This is a genomic window from Nocardioides sp. (assembly GCA_037045645.1).
Taxonomy (GTDB): Bacteria; Actinomycetota; Actinomycetes; order Propionibacteriales; family Nocardioidaceae; genus Nocardioides.
Map to the genome: position 1 here is coordinate 774209 of JBAOIH010000001.1, position 16123 is coordinate 790331.

General features: G+C 67.0%; 17 protein-coding genes and 1 tRNA gene. 13 read left to right on the forward strand and 5 right to left on the reverse strand.

The annotated features are described in order from the left end of the window. Positions 1-5 precede the first annotated feature (5 nt). On the forward strand, positions 6-851 hold the full coding sequence (locus V9G04_03765) for a thioesterase family protein (protein ID MEI2712419.1): 846 nt from the start codon (positions 6-8) through the stop codon (positions 849-851). On the opposite strand, the gene V9G04_03770 is transcribed toward V9G04_03765, so the two are convergent. Next, the gene (locus V9G04_03770; GenBank protein MEI2712420.1) at positions 841-1269 is read right to left on the reverse strand and encodes a globin; all 429 of its coding nucleotides are present in this window, start codon (positions 1267-1269) and stop codon (positions 841-843) included. The genes V9G04_03765 and V9G04_03770 overlap by 11 nt on opposite strands. 54 nt (positions 1270-1323) lie before the next feature. Further along, positions 1324-2334 (reverse strand): mechanosensitive ion channel family protein, encoded by a 1011-nt coding sequence (locus V9G04_03775; protein MEI2712421.1) that lies wholly within the window; start codon positions 2332-2334, stop codon positions 1324-1326. Positions 2335-2455: 121 nt separating this feature from the next. Between V9G04_03775 and V9G04_03780 the strand changes: the two genes are divergently transcribed. Beyond that, the gene (locus tag V9G04_03780; protein ID MEI2712422.1) at positions 2456-2818 is read left to right on the forward strand and encodes a hypothetical protein; all 363 of its coding nucleotides are present in this window, start codon (positions 2456-2458) and stop codon (positions 2816-2818) included. Further along, the gene (locus V9G04_03785) at positions 2805-3164 is read left to right on the forward strand and encodes a DUF5130 family protein (GenBank protein ID MEI2712423.1); all 360 of its coding nucleotides are present in this window, start codon (positions 2805-2807) and stop codon (positions 3162-3164) included. The genes V9G04_03780 and V9G04_03785 overlap by 14 nt, the downstream gene beginning before the upstream one ends. Here the strand turns inward: V9G04_03785 and pepN are convergent. After that, entirely contained in the window at positions 3147-5729 is a 2583-nt protein-coding gene (gene pepN, locus V9G04_03790) for an aminopeptidase N (GenBank protein ID MEI2712424.1), read from the reverse strand. The two genes, V9G04_03785 and pepN, sit on opposite strands and share 18 nt — an antisense overlap. A gap of 181 nt (positions 5730-5910) precedes the next feature. Here pepN and V9G04_03795 point away from each other — a divergent pair, with 181 nt between their 5' ends. From V9G04_03795 to metG, 3 genes are all read left to right on the forward strand, one after another. After that, positions 5911-6519, forward strand: coding sequence for a hypothetical protein (locus tag V9G04_03795; protein ID MEI2712425.1), 609 nt, complete (start codon positions 5911-5913; stop codon positions 6517-6519). A 96-nt stretch (positions 6520-6615) separates the two neighbouring features. Beyond that, the gene (locus V9G04_03800) at positions 6616-7227 is read left to right on the forward strand and encodes a DsbA family protein (protein ID MEI2712426.1); all 612 of its coding nucleotides are present in this window, start codon (positions 6616-6618) and stop codon (positions 7225-7227) included. Positions 7228-7317: 90 nt separating this feature from the next. Then, entirely contained in the window at positions 7318-9120 is a 1803-nt protein-coding gene (metG, locus tag V9G04_03805; GenBank protein MEI2712427.1) for a methionine--tRNA ligase, read from the forward strand. Positions 9121-9122: 2 nt separating this feature from the next. Here the strand turns inward: metG and V9G04_03810 are convergent, their stop codons facing one another. Together V9G04_03810 and V9G04_03815 are read right to left on the reverse strand one after the other, a co-directional pair. After that, on the reverse strand, positions 9123-9485 hold the full coding sequence (locus V9G04_03810) for a UBP-type zinc finger domain-containing protein (GenBank protein MEI2712428.1): 363 nt from the start codon (positions 9483-9485) through the stop codon (positions 9123-9125). Then, the gene (locus V9G04_03815) at positions 9485-9832 is read right to left on the reverse strand and encodes an MGMT family protein (GenBank protein ID MEI2712429.1); all 348 of its coding nucleotides are present in this window, start codon (positions 9830-9832) and stop codon (positions 9485-9487) included. The genes V9G04_03810 and V9G04_03815 overlap by 1 nt, the downstream gene beginning before the upstream one ends. A 33-nt stretch (positions 9833-9865) precedes the next feature. On the opposite strand from V9G04_03815, the gene V9G04_03820 reads away from it, so the two are divergent. From V9G04_03820 to V9G04_03850, 7 genes are all read left to right on the forward strand, one after another. Beyond that, positions 9866-10699, forward strand: a complete 834-nt coding sequence (locus tag V9G04_03820; protein MEI2712430.1) for an alpha/beta hydrolase — start codon at positions 9866-9868, stop codon at positions 10697-10699. Then, the gene (locus tag V9G04_03825; protein ID MEI2712431.1) at positions 10696-11757 is read left to right on the forward strand and encodes a phosphatase domain-containing protein; all 1062 of its coding nucleotides are present in this window, start codon (positions 10696-10698) and stop codon (positions 11755-11757) included. Before V9G04_03820 ends, V9G04_03825 begins: the two co-directional genes overlap by 4 nt. Before the next feature lie 24 nt (positions 11758-11781). Then, positions 11782-12285, forward strand: coding sequence for a ribose-5-phosphate isomerase (locus tag V9G04_03830; protein ID MEI2712432.1), 504 nt, complete (start codon positions 11782-11784; stop codon positions 12283-12285). Further along, complete coding sequence (locus tag V9G04_03835) at positions 12278-13114, forward strand: DNA-formamidopyrimidine glycosylase family protein (protein ID MEI2712433.1); 837 nt, start codon at positions 12278-12280, stop codon at positions 13112-13114. Before V9G04_03830 ends, V9G04_03835 begins: the two co-directional genes overlap by 8 nt. 52 nt (positions 13115-13166) lie before the next feature. Next, entirely contained in the window at positions 13167-14231 is a 1065-nt protein-coding gene (locus V9G04_03840; protein MEI2712434.1) for a PP2C family protein-serine/threonine phosphatase, read from the forward strand. Positions 14232-14332: 101 nt separating this feature from the next. Beyond that, a tRNA-Gly gene (locus tag V9G04_03845) sits at positions 14333-14403 on the forward strand. Positions 14404-14524: 121 nt separating this feature from the next. Then, a complete protein-coding gene (locus V9G04_03850) occupies positions 14525-16093 on the forward strand; it encodes a site-specific integrase (GenBank protein MEI2712435.1) in 1569 nt (522 codons plus the stop codon). Positions 16094-16123 lie beyond the last annotated feature (30 nt).

Consider the following 16123-nt stretch of genomic DNA (forward strand, 5'->3'; position numbering starts at 1 on the left):
GGGGCATGCGTCATCGCTATGCCTGCCCGCTGCGGTGGGCCGACCTCGACCTGCTCGGCCACGTCAACAACGTCACCTACGTCGACTACCTGCAGGAGGCGCGTGTCGACCTCCTGCGGGCGCTGACGCCGCAGGAGAGCCCGACGGATCCGGACGAAGGCGTCTTGGTCGTGAGCACGGACATCACCTACCTCGCGCCGCTGAAGTTTCGCTACGGCTCGGTCTTCGTTGATACCTGGGTATGCGAGGTGCGCGCCGCGAGTTTCGCGCTGGCGTACGAGATCTATGACGAGCGCGAAGGCGAGCGGATCCTCTACGCCCGTGCGCGCACCGTGCTCACCCCGTACGTCTTCTCACGCAAGGCTCCGCGCCGGCTGACCGCGCCCGAGCGGACCCGGCTGATCGAGGCGATGGAGCCCGACGAGCCGGTGCGTCCGACTCCGATCCGCGCGGTCGTGAGCGAACTTGGACACTTCGCGCTGCACACGCGCTTCTCCGACCTCGACATCTACGGCCACGTCAACAACGTGAAGTACGTCGAATACTTCCAGGAGGGCCGTGGTGCCCTGCTCACCCGCGCCTCGCAAGCCGTCGGCCGCCGCGCCAGTGGCGGACACGTCGTCGCGCAGGTGCGCATCGAGTACGTCCGACCGTTGCTCTACCGCGAGCAGCCGTACGACCTCTTCACCTCGGTGAGTCACCTCGGCACGAAGTCGATGACGATGGAGGCCGAGATCCGCGACGGCGACGTGGTGTGTGCGCGGGCTAGGGCGGCGGTGGTCTTCTACGACCCGGAGGCTGGCGCTTCGGCGCCGATCCCGGACGACCTGCGCAAGCACCTCACTCAGTAGAACTCTGGGGCGAATCCTGGGTTCGATTCTGGGCAGCGTCTTGGGGCGCGTTGATCATGAACTGCGCCGCATGTGTGACGTAATCCCAAAAGCGCGCGTCCTGCTCGGGCGTGAGTGCCACCGAGTCCAGTCCGGCCCGGAAATGCACCAGCCAACGCTGGGCCGCGTGCGGGGTGACCGCGAACGGGGCGTGTCGCATCCGCAGGCGCGGATGACCACGGTTGTCCGAGTACGTCGTAGGCCCGCCCCAGTACTGCATCAGGAACAGGTGGAACCGCTCTTCGGCCGGACCCAGGTCCTCTTCTGGATACATCGGCCGCAGATCAGGGTCGGTGGCGACACCCTCGTAGAACTTGGCGACGATCTTCCTGATGGTGTCCTCGCCGCCGATGTCGTCGAAGAAGGTCTGCTCGGTCACGTCACTCACAAGGCACAGTCTGCCCGCGGGTCCCGGCGGCGCCCACCCTCGGGGTCACTCACCCTCCGGGTCGAGATCGGTCGTCTCATTGGTCTGTCGGGGATTCGGCTCGGGGTCGGAGAAGATCACCCGCTGCGGATGCGCCATCCGGATGCGTTCGAAGTCGAAGCGTGCCTTGATGCGCTCGCGCATCGTGCGGGCCACGCGCCACTGCTCCAGCGGCGCGGTCTTGAGGGTGACGCGTACGACGACGCCTTCTTGGGTGAGGTCCTGGACGCCCCACACCTCGGGCTCCTCGATCACGACACCGGTGAAGTCCTCGTCCTCCCACAGGTCGTGGGCGACATCGCGCAGGACGCGGGTCACCTTCGCGATGTCCTCGCCGTAGTCCACGGTGATGTCGAGCACCGAACGTGCCCAGTTCTGGCTCTGATTGCCTACCCGCACGATCTCGCCATTGCGGACGTACCAGACCGTGCCGTTGACGTCGCGTACGCGGGTGACCCGCAGCGACACTGCCTCCACGGTGCCCACGGCTTCCCCCAGGTCCACCGCGTCGCCCACTCCGTACTGATCCTCGACGATCATGAAGATGCCGGAGAGGAAGTCCTTGACCAGGCTCTGGGCGCCGAAGCCGAGCGCGACGCCGACGATGCCCGCGCTGGCGAGGATGGGGGCGATGTTGACGCCCACCTCGCTGAGCACCATCGTGAACACGACCGCGAAGACGATGCCGGTGATGATGCTCTTGAGCAGCGATCCCATGGTCTTGGCGCGCTGCACGCGCCGCGCGGATCCGGTTTCCCGTGTGATCAACTGCCCCACACTGTCGCCCACCCGGCCTGGCAGCATGCCGGTTTCAGCCTTGCGTACGAGCCGGTCGACCAGGCGGTGCAGCAACCAGCGGATCACGAACCCGAGCAGGATCAGCGCCACGATGACGGCCGATTTCCCGAGTACGAGGTCGGACACCTCGGCCCACTGCTCATTGCCGGTGATCTGCAGGGTGGTGGCGCAGATCCATTCGCCAGGGGCGCAGGTGCGCGTGTCGAGGAGCGAAAGCATGGCCCCGAGTATTACCGGCATCCGCAGGCAGGCCCCAAGTCACGCAGGTCACCCAGGGTCAGGCAGGGGCACAGGGTGAGCGGGTGGGCCGCTGTGGGCGACAGCGGCTACCCTGTGGCCCGTGAGCACTCGTCATGCATCCTCTCGTTCTCGCGGTCGCGCGTACGCCGTCGTGGCCTTGGTCGTCTCCTTCGTGCTGGTGTCCGTGCCTGCGTACGCGAATGAGCGCCCCGTCGGCTGGGAGGACCCTTCCGCCATCGATCTGTCGCGGGTGCTGATGATCTTCGTGCTCGGCCCGATCGGTCTGGCGCTCTTGATCGCCCTCGGCGCGGCCGCGCCGTGGCTGATCCGTGGCGAGGGACTGGGTTCGGACCCGGAGAAGACCGACGAGTGGTTCGGTGGCCCCAAGGGTGGCGCCGGTGAGCTGAGCGGCAAGCAGGATGCCAGCGCCCTCGAGTCCGGTGGAGCCAGTGGCAAGTATTGAGTTCTCCTCAGCCGATCGCGCCGATATCGATCGCGCGATCCGCTCGGCCGAGGAACTTGATCGCTTCGAGTTCTCGGTCTATGTCGGTGACACCGAGGGAGACGTACGCACGGCGGCACGCCGCTTGCACGCCGCTCTCGTCGCGCCGGCGCGCAGCGTTCTCGTCCTGGTGGACCCGTCGCGTCGCGCGGTCGAGATCGTGACCGGCGACCACGCTCGTACGAAACTCACCGACGACGAGTGCGAGCGTGCCGTCGCCCTGATGGCACCCGACCTGGCCGACGGCAAGGTCGCCGCCGGCCTGGTCAAGGGCATCGAGAAGCTCGGCCTACTCGGCCGCGACTGACGCGTCGCTCTCCTGGGCACGCAGTGCCCGCGCCATCCGATCGCGGTATTCCCGCACGAAGCGCACCGCACCCTTGGGTGCCGGCGGGTCGAGCAACCAGGCGTCGAGTCGCTCGAGTCGCTCCTGCGAGATCAGCGGATCGGGTGACGCGATCTCGAGCAGGTTCGACCCGATGTGGAAGCCGAGGGTGTCGAGCACGGCGCCGGCGGCGTCGAGATACTTCTCGAAGTACGGTGCCAGCACGTCCTCCTGCCCGGCGCGGAAGAAGGACTTGCAGATCAGGTCGCTGCGGCCGTTGGGAGTCGCCTTGTCCATCAGAGCAGCCCACGCCTGCGCCTTGGCCTCCGCAGTGGGCTGAGCGGCGCGTGCTGCGGCAGCCTTCTCGGCGCCGGACACGGTGTTGTCGCGCTGTTGCTCGGCCGCGATCTCCGCTTCTGTGAACCGACCGGCCCGAGCCAGCCCGGTGATGATCGCCCAGCGCAGGTCCTGGTTGACCGTGAGACCGTCGACCACCCATTCGCCCGACAGGAGTCGCTCGACCTCGTCCAGAGCCGCGTCGCTGCGCGCAGCCCCGTTGTAGGTGGCTTGCGACGTCTCGGTCTCGACATAGAGTCGCGCGAAGGTGAGTTGCTGGTCGCTGCCCGGCTCGGCCTCGACCAAGAGTCGTCGTACGCCCTGCTCCCAGGTGTCCAGAAGCGCGTCACGCGAGGCCGGGTCTGAGTACAGGTTCGCGGCGTCATTGGCCATCAACGGAATCCGGGTCACACCCCAGGCATCGGTCTCGTGACCGATGTTGGCCAGGACGAGGTCGATCCAGGCGTGGGTCGGCAGTTCACCGTCGCGTGTCATGTCCCAGGCAGCGCCCCACACCAGGGCCCGCGCCAGCGAGTCCTCGATGTCGGCGAGATGTTCCAGGGCAGTCGCCAGCGAGCGTTCGTCGAGACGGATCTTGGCGAACGCGTGGTTGGAGTCGTTGAGCAGCAACAGGTCGGGCTGCCTGGTGCCGACCAGTTCCGCGATGTCCGTGGAGGCTCCGGCGACGTCGACCTCGAGGTATTCGCGACGCACCAAACGGCCGCCGTCGAGGTCGTAGAGCCCGATGCCGAGACGGTGTCGGCGCAGCGTGGGCCAGTCGGGGTGCGCGGACTGCTCGACGCTGAAGGAGGCGTACGCGCCCGACTCGTCGAGGGTGAAGGCCGGCCGCAGGGTGTTGGTGCCTGCGGTCTGCAGCCACTCCTCGGCCCAACTGGTGAGTTCGCGACCCGACGACTTCTCCAAGGCTGCCAGCAGGTCCTTGAACTCGGGGTTCCCGAACGCCCAGTCCTTGAAGTATTGCCGGATGCCCGCGATGAACGCGTCCATGCCCACCCAGGCGACGAGTTGCTTGAGCACCGAGGCGCCCTTGGCGTACGTGATCATGTCGAAGTTGACCTCGACCGCGTGCAGGTCGTAATTGTCGGCCGCGATCGGGTGTGTGGTCGGCAGTTGGTCGGCGCGGTAGCCGGTCTGCTTGCGGGCGTTGGTGAAGCCGGTCCACGCCTCGGTGAACTCCGTCGCCTCGACCTGCGCGTGGTAGCAGGCCCACTCGGCGAACGACTCGTTGAGCCACAGGTCGTCCCACCACCTCATCGTCACGAGGTTGCCGAACCACATGTGTGCCATCTCGTGGGTGATCACCGAGCCACGGAACTCGTAGAACGATCGCGGCTGGCGACTGCGTGGGATGTATTCGTCGCGCAGGGTCACGCACCCGGCGTTCTCCATGGCGCCCATGTTGTACTCGGGGACGTAGAGTTGGTCGTACTTGCCGAACGGGTAGGGATAGTCGAAGAGGTCCTCGAAGAAGGCGAACGACTGCTTGGTGATCTCGACCAGGACGTCGGTATCCATGACGTCCTTGAGCGACTGGCGGCAGTAGTGCCCGAGCGGGATGTCGCCGTGCTTGCCCTGATAGACATCGAACTCGCCGTGGTATTCACCGGCGACGACGGCCGTGATGTAGGTGGACATCTTGGCCGTGGTGGGGAAACGCCAGATGGATTTGCCGTCGCCGAGGCGCTCCGGCTCGGGGGTCGCAGCGTTGGACACGACCACCCAGTGCTCGGGCGCGGTGACGTGAAAGGTGAAGACCGACTTGAGGTCCGGCTGCTCGAACGTGGTGAAGACGCGGCGGGCGTCCGGGACCTCGAATTGAGAATAGAGATAGACGCGGTCGTCCGCGGGGTCGACGAAGCGGTGCAGTCCCTCGCCGGTGTTGGTGTAGCGGCAGTCCGCGCGTACGACCAGCGTGTTGTCGGCGCGGAGGTCGTCCAGTGCGATCCGGCTGTCGGCGTACGCGGTCGCGGGATCTAGCGTGCGACCGTTGAGGGTGATCTCGTGGATCGTGGCGTCCACAAGGTCGGCGAACGTGCTGGCGCCGGCCTCTAGCTTGGTGAACCGCAGCGTGGTCGTGGAGCCGAACGTCTCGGGTCCCGTGGTGAGGTCGAGTGCGATCTCGTACGAAGTGACGTCGAGGAGCGCGGCGCGGGTAGCCGCCTCGTCGCGGGTCAGATTGGTTCCAGGCATGCGCGTGATCATGTCATTGCGCGAGTCCGCTCGGGAGTTCGGCTGGGGACTCGACGTCGCGGGGCAGGCCGTGGAACGGCTGAAGATTTGCTAAACAGGAGTGTAAAGAAGTGTTGACAAGATCACAGCCGCACGGCATTTTATAACACGTTCTATTTTCATGCACCTGAGGGAGACAGGCATGTTTTCAATTCGCACGCGTGTGCGCGCGGTTCTGGCGGCGGCAGCCCTGCTCGTCGGCACCACCATGGTCAGCGCCCCCGCGCAGGCCGAAGACCAGTTGCCCGTGGACTGGAAGGTCGACGTCACCACCACCATGAAGAGCCTGGGGCAGACCGTTGTCATCCCCACCGGCACCTTCAAGGGCGGCATCGGCCTGGAGTCCATGGCACTCACGGGTGACCTCAACCTGCCGAAGGCCAAGAAGCGCTTCAGCCTTGGCTCGCTTCCGCTGGCCGACATCACCTTCGCGATGAATCAGGCCGCGCCGGTCAGCGGCACGGTCGACCTGGCGAACATGCACGTGGACGCGGTCGCCTCGTTCAACGTACGCATCGTGTCGGTGCGCCCGGTCTGGATGCCATGGCTCAACCTGGTCGGCAACACCTGTCGGACCGAGCGGCCGGTGACCTCGAAGATGTCCGGTCCGATCAGCCTCGACGGCGCGAACACGTTCTCCGGCACCTATGCGCTCGGCAAGTTCACCGGCTGTGGCTGGGGAGTCACCAGCATCATCAACTGGATCGTCCCGGGTGATGGCAACACGATGAAGGCAACCTTCTACCCGTGAGCCGCTGACTGAACAGTCCCAAAGACGCGTCCCCTCGACCACCCGGTCGGGGGGACGCAGTCCATTTGGACGCCGCCTGTCGCTAATGTCGACTCCATGACCGACACCGCAGACTTCTGGTTCGACCCCCTGTGTCCGTTCGCCTGGATCACCTCCCGTTGGATGCTCGAAGTCGAGAAGGTGCGCGACATCGAGGTCCGGTGGCACGTGATGAGCCTCGGCTACCTCAACCAGGACAAGGACATCGACGAGGGCTATCGCGAGCTGCTGCGGCCGGCGTGGAAGCCCGTACGCGTGCTGATCAAGGCAGCGCGCGAGCACGGAGATCAGGTGCTGCTGCCGCTCTACACCGCCATGGGGACCCGGATCCACACCGAGGGACGTGGCATCACCATGGACAATGTCGGCGAGATCGTGAGCGAGGCACTGGCCGAGGTGGGCCTGCCTGCGGGGCTCGTCGAGGCTATGGACGACGAGTCCCTCGACGAGGCGGTCGCCAGGTCCCACCACGAGGGGATGGACGCGGTCGGCAATGACGTGGGCACCCCCACGATCCACATCAACGGCTCGGCGTTCTTCGGCCCCGTGATCACCAAGATCCCGCGTGGCGACGACGCGGGTCTCATGTGGGACGGGGCGGTGGCACTGGCGAAGTTCCCGTATTTCGCCGAGTTGAAGCGCAGCCGCGGCGACCTCGACTTCAGTTGATGACCCCTCGGCGAGAGTTCGTGACCCCTCGCCGAGAGCTCGTGACCCCTCGGCGGGAAATGGGTGGCTGAGCGTCACTAGGCTGACGCCATGAGCAAGGTCCTCTCCGCAGTCGCGTGGCCGTACACCAACGGCCCACGCCATATCGGCCACGTGGCCGGTTTCGGCGTGCCCTCCGACGTCTTCAGTCGGTTCATGCGGATGGCCGGCCATGACGTGCTGATGGTCAGCGGCACCGACGAGCACGGCACCCCGATCCTGGTGCTCGCCGAGAAGGAGGGTGTCGGCCCGAAGGACCTCGTCGACAAGTACAACCAGGTCATCGTGGACGACCTGTGCGGGCTCGGGTTGTCGTACGACCTCTTCACTCGGACGACGACCGGCAACCACTACGCGGTCGTGCAGGAGATGTTCGAGACCTGTCGGCGCAACGGCTACATGGTGGAGGAGACGACACAGACGGCGATCAGTCCGTCGACCGGGCGTACGCTGCCCGACCGCTACATCGAAGGCACCTGTCCGATCTGTGGGTACAAGGACGCCCGAGGCGACCAGTGCGACAACTGCGGCAACCAGTTGGACCCGATCGACCTGCTGGAGCCGCGGTCGAAGATCAACGGCGAGGCGCCCGAGTTCATCGACACCCAGCACTTCTTCCTCGACCTGCCCGCCTTGGCCGACGCGTTGAAGGTGTGGCTCGACGAGCGTGAGGCGACCGGGCTGTGGCGCCCCAACGTGATCAAATTCAGCCAGAACATCCTCAAGGAGATCCGCCCGCGCGCGATGACGCGCGACATCGACTGGGGCATCCCGGTGCCGGGTTGGGAGGACCAGCCGACCAAGCGGTTGTACGTGTGGTTCGACGCGGTGATCGGCTATCTGTCGGCCTCGATCGAGTGGGCACGGCGGACCGGCGAGCCCGACCGCTGGCGTGAGTGGTGGAACGCGACCGATGCCGAGGCCTACTACTTCATGGGCAAGGACAACATCGTCTTCCACTCCCAGATCTGGCCGGCGGAGTTGCTCGCCTACAACGGTGCCGGCTCGCGCGGCGGTGAGCCTGGGGCGTACGGCACCCTCAATCTGCCTACCGAGGTGGTGTCCAGCGAGTTCCTCACCTTCGGTGACGCGCAGTTCTCCACCAGCCGCGGCAATGTCATCTATGTCGGTGACTTCCTGGCTCGTTATGGCCCAGATGCGCTGCGCTTCTACATCTGCGCCGCCGGTCCCGAGACCTCCGACGCCGCCTTCACGTGGGCCGACTTCGTGACCCGCAACAACTCAGAGCTGGTCGCAGGCTGGGGCAACCTGGTCAACCGGACAGCCGCGATGATCGCGAAGAACTTCGGGGAGATCCCGGCCGCGGGCGCTTTGGAGCCGGTGGACGAGCAGGTGCTCGCGACCGTACGCGGTGGTTTCGACTCGGTCGGGTCGTTGTTGGAGAAGCATCGCCTGCGCGGTGCGGTCGCCGAGGCGATGCGGATCGTGGGCGAGGTCAACAAATATCTGACCGTGACGGAGCCGTACAAGATGAAGGCTCCCGAACAGCGCGAGCGGCTCGCCACCGTGCTGCATGTGGCCGCGCAGTGCGTCAGCGACTGCAACACCCTGCTCGCGCCGATCCTGCCGCACGCGGCGAACAAGGTGCACGCGGTGCTGGGCGGCGCAGGCGAGTTCATGCCGATGCCGCGCATCGAGATCGTTGACGAACTCGACCCGGGCAACGGGGCAGGCCACCTGTCCTATCCGGTGATCACGGGGGAGTACTCGTCGACACCGCGATGGAAGCCCCGTCCGATCACGGTCGGCGCGAAAGTCGAGAAGCCGACGCCGGTCTTCACCAAACTCGACCCGTCCGTGGTCGAGGAGGAACTGGCGCGCTTCGGCGCCTAGCGTCAACGGTTGATCAGGTCCTGCCAGTTCTCCGGCACCCGACCTTCGGGGGCGGGGACACCTTGGTCTTCCGGGCGGCTCAGCGGGGGCGCGAGATCGGGCCCCCGCCCGGCCGTTGCGGTCCGGAAGTCGTAGAACCACACCTCACCCGGCTCGAAACTGCGGATGATCGGGTGGCCGGTCTCCTGCCAGTGCTTGGTGGAGTGCTGACTCGGGCTGGTGTCACAGCAGCCGATGTGACCGCACAGAGCGCAACGCCGCAGGTGCACCCACCAGCCACCCTCGCGTACGCACTCCAGGCAGCCGGTGCCGCTGGCCTCGACACCTTCGTCGATCGCCTCAGGGTCCTCGAAATACGTGACCATCAATCCTCCCGGGTTCGGATGTCGAGAGTGGCACGTTCCCACTCGGCTGCCAACCGGACGAGGTCGACTCTGAAGTCGTGGATCCGGCACCCGAGGCCGTTCGGTTTGATCTCGATTCCCTCGCTACGCCAGATCTGCAGCACCTCGTCGCGCTTGTGTTTCGGCGGGTCGCCGTACGCGTTGCAGACCCGCCACCACGCCAGCCCGTCGCCGCGCTCGCGCAGGATCATCCCGACGTGTCGAGGGCCGGTGCCGACCAGGTCGGCGAGGTCGCCGTACGACACCACGCGTCCGCGCGGCACCAACTCGACCGCGCGCAACACCAGTTCGGCGGTCCGCTCGTTCATGCCGCCATCCTCACACGTGCTTGGATCGCGGGCATGACAGTCGAACCCGAGGACGTCGCCCTGGTCGAGCGGACCCGCGCCGCGATGCTCGTGGACGCCGCGGCTCACGAACGCGAGGAGGTGGCTCGGGTCGAGGATGTCGACGCCGGGGGAGTTCCCACGCGGATCTATCGCGCAGCGAACCCGCAGCGGACGCTGTTCTTCCTGCACGGTGGCGGCTTCGTCTATGGCGAGCCCGACACCCACGACGCGTTCGCTCGTCGACTCGCCAACGCGACCGAGAGCGTCCTGGTGTTCCCGCACTATCGGCGCGCGCCGCAGGACAGATTCCCGGCGGCATGGCACGACACGCGTACGGCCTGGGAATGGGCCAAGTCGCAACAGTTCCCCGGTCAGCGGGTGCTGATCGGCGACTCCGCGGGCGCCAATCTGGCCCTCGGGCTGGCGGTCGAGGACCCGCGCAGCCACGACGCGTTGGTCCTGGTCTATCCGTTCCTCGACCCGCGGGGCACGTCGTACGACGTGGGCAAGGACAACCCCGATCTCGGACTGGAGACGATGTCGTGGTTCTGGCGGATGTACGCCGACGAGGGAACCTGGCTCGACCCCCGCGTGGACCCGTTGCTGGAGAGGACGTACGCCGCGCTGCCGCGCACGCTGATGCAACTGGCCAGCGACGACGTCCTGGTCACCACCGGCGAGCGGCTCGCGCAACGAATGCGCACCGACGGCGTCGACGTGACCCTGACGACCTATCCGGACGTGCCCCACGGATTCTGGCGCCATGAGGAGTACGCGGAGTCCCACGCGGCCGTCTCCCAGATCGCCGCCTTCCTGCCCTCGGCGTTAGCGTGGGCAGTGCCATGAGTCGACCCCATATCGCTGCCATCGCCGAGGACGGGTGGAACTGGGCGCTCGGCGGTGCCCTGCGTGCTGGTGGCTGGCGCCACCTGATCGTCACCCACACCGGCTACGCCAACGAGCGAGAGATCCGGGTGCTGGCTCGGGTGCTGCTGGCACCCGACGACGTACGCCGCGACTATCGCTCGGAGCGCTGGAGTGCCGCGCAGGCGGGGCGCCGCGGGTGGCGCAACTTCTTCGTCGTGGACGCCCTCGGCGCCGAGGTCACCATTACGGTCGGCGACGTCGAGCACGTCACCACGGTGGATCGCAGCGGCTACGTGGACGCCCGCATCCCCAATCCCGGGCTCGAGCCGGGCTGGGCCGAGGTCACGCTGCGCACCCCCGAGTCCGCCGACGCCGTTGCCCCCATCCTCGTGGTCGACCCGGCGCAGAGCCTGGGAGTGGTCAGCGATATCGACGACACGGTGCTGCGTACGTTCCTGCCCCGCCCATTGGTCGCGGCGTACAACACCTTCGTCCTCGACGAGCAGTCCCGCACTCCCGTACGCGGCATGTCGACCTTCTATTCGCGACTGCTGATCGAGCACGGCTCGGCACCTGTCTTCTATCTTTCGACGGGGGCGTGGAACAACGCCGGTACGCTCACCAGGTTCCTGGCCACGCACGGCTTCCCCGCGGGCCCGCTGCTGCTCACCGACTGGGGCCCCACGCACACCGGCTGGTTCCGCAGTGGAGCCGAGCACAAGCGGGTGACGTTGCGCCAACTCGCGCAGGACTTCCCGCACCTGAAGTGGGTGCTCATCGGGGACAACGGCCAGAGGGACCCGTCGCTGTACGGGGAGTTCGCGCGGGAGCATCCGGACAAGGTGGCCGGAGTGGCGATCCGCAACCTGCCCATGACCGAGCAGGTGCTGGCCCACGGCACGACGGGAGAGCGGTCCGGCCAGGACGAGCACAACGACTTCACCGTTCCGCCAGGCGTCTTCTGGGTCGACGGCGATGACGGGGACGAACTCTCCGAGGCATGGTGGGGTTCACGCGAGCCGCGCGGTCGGGCCTGATCCGGGGCCTGAGAGACTGCGCCCATGCGCGTCCACATCGGCTCTGACCACGCGGGTCTCGAACTCAAGGCCAGCCTCCTCGCCCACCTCGTCGAAATCGGCCACGAGCCCGTCGACCACGGACCGTTCGTCTATGACGCCGACGACGACTATCCAGTCTTCTGTCTGCGTGCTGCGGAGGCCGTCGTACGTGATCGGGCCGCCGGCGTCGAAGCGCTCGGCGTCGTCATCGGCGGCTCTGGCAACGGTGAGCAGATCGCGGCCAACAAGGTCAGCGGCATCCGCTCGGCGTTGGCGTGGTCCGACGCCACCGCGGTGCTCGCTCGGGAGCACAACGACGCCAACGTCTTGGCGGTGGGCGGGCGGATGCACCCGATCGAGGACATGCTCCGGTTCGTCCGGATCTTCTTGGAAACGCCGTTCAGTGACGCGGAGCGGCACGTACGCCGGATCAAGATGTTGTCCGACTACGAGCAGACGGGGGAGTTGCCGCCGCTGCCCGAGTCGGCGTCCGGCGCCGATGCCTGAGGGACACACGCTGCGTCGACTCGCGCAGGAGATCGGCGAGGTCTTCGCACACGAGCGCGTACGGGTCTCATCCCCCCAGGGCCGTTTTGCGGCCGACGCCGAAGCCCTCGACGGCGCAACGCTGCAGGGTGCTGACGCCGCAGGCAAGCACCTGTTCGTCGAGTTCGAGGGGGAGCGGTTCGTCCATATTCACCTCGGGCTGATCGGTCATTTCGACATCCATCGCCAGGTGGACGAGGTGCCGCCGCCTCAAGGCGCGGTCCGACTGCGGATCGCGACCACCAGGGCGTACGCCGATCTGCGCGGCGCGATCATCTGCGACCTCGTCGGTCCGGTTCGGGTCGACCAGGTCATGTCGGGGCTGGGGCCCGACCCCTTGCGTCCTGACGCCGATCCCGCCCGGGCATGGGCGCGTATCTCGCGCTCGGATCGTTCGATCGGGGACCTGCTGATGGACCAAGCCGTGCTCGCCGGGGTCGGCAATGTCTATCGTGCCGAAGTGCTGTTTCGGCATCGGATCCACCCGTTGCGCCCGGGACGGACGTTGCGCCGCAGCCAGTTCGAGGCGATCTGGGTGGATCTGGTCGAGTTGATGCAGGAGGGCGTACGACTGGGGCGGATCGACACCGTGCGTCCCGAGCACACGCCGGAGGTGATGGGGCGTGAGCCCCGGCGCGACGACCACGGTGGCGAGGTCTATGTCTATCGACGCACCGGACAACCCTGCCTCGTGTGTGGATCGCCGGTGCGGACCGAGGCGTTAGCTGGTCGAAATTCGTTCTGGTGCGGCCGTTGTCAACCGAAGTTCAGGTCTAGGGCCGTAGGGTGACCCGGCCAGGTCGCACGCAAAAACTCTCTCCACTGTTCCAGGAAGGTCGCCGATGCCGCATCGAGGCACGACCTCCTCTCGCGGCCTGCCCTTGCGGGTGCGCCGACACGTCGATGATCGCGGGCTGATCGTCCCGCTCGTGCTGGCCAACGTCCTGATCCTGGCGATGATCGCGTTCTGGCCGGACGTCTGGCCGGTTTCACTCTTCGTCTTCCCGCTGATGTTGGCCAATTCCTTCCTGGCACCACGCGCGATCCCATGGTTCGCCCTGCTTACCGCGTTGTTCGCGCTCGCGTCGTTGCTCTTCGAGAGCGAGCTCTCCCTACGCCTGGTCATCCGGTCGATTGTGATCGTCCTGATCGCACTGCTGATCTGGCGCGTCTCGTTGCGGCGTACGCGCCTGGGCGTCGGCGGCGCGAAGGCCGAAGCGATGTTCGTCGACCTCCTCGAACGCATCCAGCGGCCGAGCAACATCAGTCTGCCTGCCGGCTGGTACCTCGACACGGCGATCCGAGCCGCCGGCAACACGCCGTTCAACGGCGACTTCGTGGTGTCGACGCAGGGGCGCGAGACGCTGCAACTGGTCGTGGTGGACGTCTCGGGCAAGGGCACCCAGGCCGGCACCCGCGCGCTCCAACTCTCCGGGGCGTTGGCCGGCCTGCTCGATGCCCTTCCGGCGTCCCGGTTCCTCGCTGCCGCCAACGACTACCTGCTGCGCCAGGACTGGGACGAGGGCTTCGCGACGGCGATCCACCTGTGCATCAACCTGGAGAACGGCGCGTACGAGGTGCGCTCGGCCGGTCACCTTCCCGCCATCCAGTTGAAGAGCGGGCAGGGTCGCTGGACGGCGATCCCCGCAGAGGGCCCGGCGTTGGGCCTCGTCGAGGACGCCGACTATCCCGCCACGCACGGCGTGGTACGGCCCAAGGACTCGATGGTGCTCTACACCGATGGACTGGTCGAGCGGCCCGGTGAACACATCGACGTGGGCATCGACCGTCTTCTCGGGCAAGCCGAACGGGCGCTGGCCGGCGGAGCGGACGACCTTGCGGAGCGCCTGATCGACGCTCCCGGCTCGTCCGACGATCGCACGCTCGTACTCCTGCATCGGCTGTGACCGCCCCGGATCGCTCACGTGCGGCCTCGGTTGGGGCGCGTGTGGCGCGGTGTGGCACGATGTGGGCTGCACGGAGGCGCCGCCTGGCAACTACCTGCACTGCGGATGTAGCTCAATGGTAGAGCCTCAGTCTTCCAAACTGATTACGCGGGTTCGATTCCCGTCATCCGCTCGGAACACATAACCCCCAGGTCAGAGACGGTTTGGAACCCGTCTCTGATGGTTGTAACTGGGGTCACGTAAGGCCATTCATGACCTTACGTGACCTAACGATGCTCGAAAGGGCGCCAGTTATGACCACAAACGCCGCACAACTCGACCTCTCTGGCCACCTCGACGCCGCGACTCACACCGGCCCGCAGAGCCACACAGAGCCCGCCTCGCAGCCTCCCGCCTCGGCCTCGCACCCTGCGCCCACCGGACCACCCGCGACGCCGAACGCCCAGCCGCGCCCGCGCTCGACCAAGCGCCGGACCAAGCGCCGCACCCATGACGGCGGCTCGATCGACCGACTGCCCTCGGGCCGCTATCGCGTGCGCTACTACGCCGACGACCTGACCACCCGGCACACCCGCACCTTCACCAGCCGCCGCGACGCCTCCGACTTCCTCGCCACCATCCGCACCGACCGACTACGCGGAGAATGGCGCGACCCCCGCACCGGAGCCCGACCGCTAGGCGAATACGCCGCCTCCTACCTCGCAACCCGCACCGACCTACGCCCCTCCACCCGACTCCTGTACGCCCGCACCCTGCGCGTGTGGATCACCCGAGACATCACCTTCACCCCCGCAGCAGGCGGACGCCCACGAACCCTCAACCTCGGAACCCGACACCTACGCACCCTGACCGTTGCCGATATCCGCGAATGGCACGCCGCAGTCACCCAAACCATCGAAGCCAACCTCGCCCGACGCGCCGAACGCCGCGCACAACCTCGAAAGCCACCCACCGACGCCGCCCACGCCCGCGCCTACGCCCGCAGCCAAGGCCACGCCGTAGCCGAAACCGGCAAACTCCCCGCGCACCACTGGCAAGCCTGGCGCGCAGCCGGATCACCCCAAAACGCCGCACCCGAACGCCGACCCAGCCGCGAACCCGGCACCCCCGCGACCCCGCCCCGACAGGCTTACGCGCTCCTGCGCCTCGTGCTCAACAACGCAGTACGCGACGGACTCATCCCCGCCAACCCCTGCCAGATACCCGGCGCCGGAAACGCACGCCCCGCAGAGCGCACCATCCCCAGCCCCGAACAAGTCGAAGCACTCGCCGCCCACATGCCCGAACACCTACGCGTCTCGATCATCCTCGCTGCCTACTCCGGCCTACGCGTCGGCGAACTCTTCGCCCTGGCCCGCCGAGACGTAGACCTCGCCACGCGTACCCTGCGCGTACGCCGGACCCTTGTCCGCACCGAAACCGACCCCGTCGCCTTCGGGCCACCCAAAACCGACGCCGGACGCCGCACCGTCCACATACCCGCAAGCGTCGCCACACAACTACGCGACCACATGACCACCTTTGTCGCAGACGACCCCGACGCGCTCCTATTCACCACCAGCAACAACGGACCGCTACCCGCCTCACGACGAACCGAACACTTCCGCCGCGCCCGACGCCGAGCGGGCGTGTCGAGCGCGATCACCTGGCACAGCCTGCGCCACTACGCCGCCACCCAATACGCCCGCACCGGAGCCACCACCCGCGACCTACAAGCACGCCTCGGACACTCCACCGTCGTCGCCGCGATGATCTATCAACACACCGACGCCGACCGCGACCGTGCCCTCACCGAACTCCTCGACAACCTGCGCCCCGGCAACCCGAGCAACGTCCACCCGCTCACAGCCCGCACCGCCTAAAGCCCAACAACAGACCCGAAAGGCCCATCC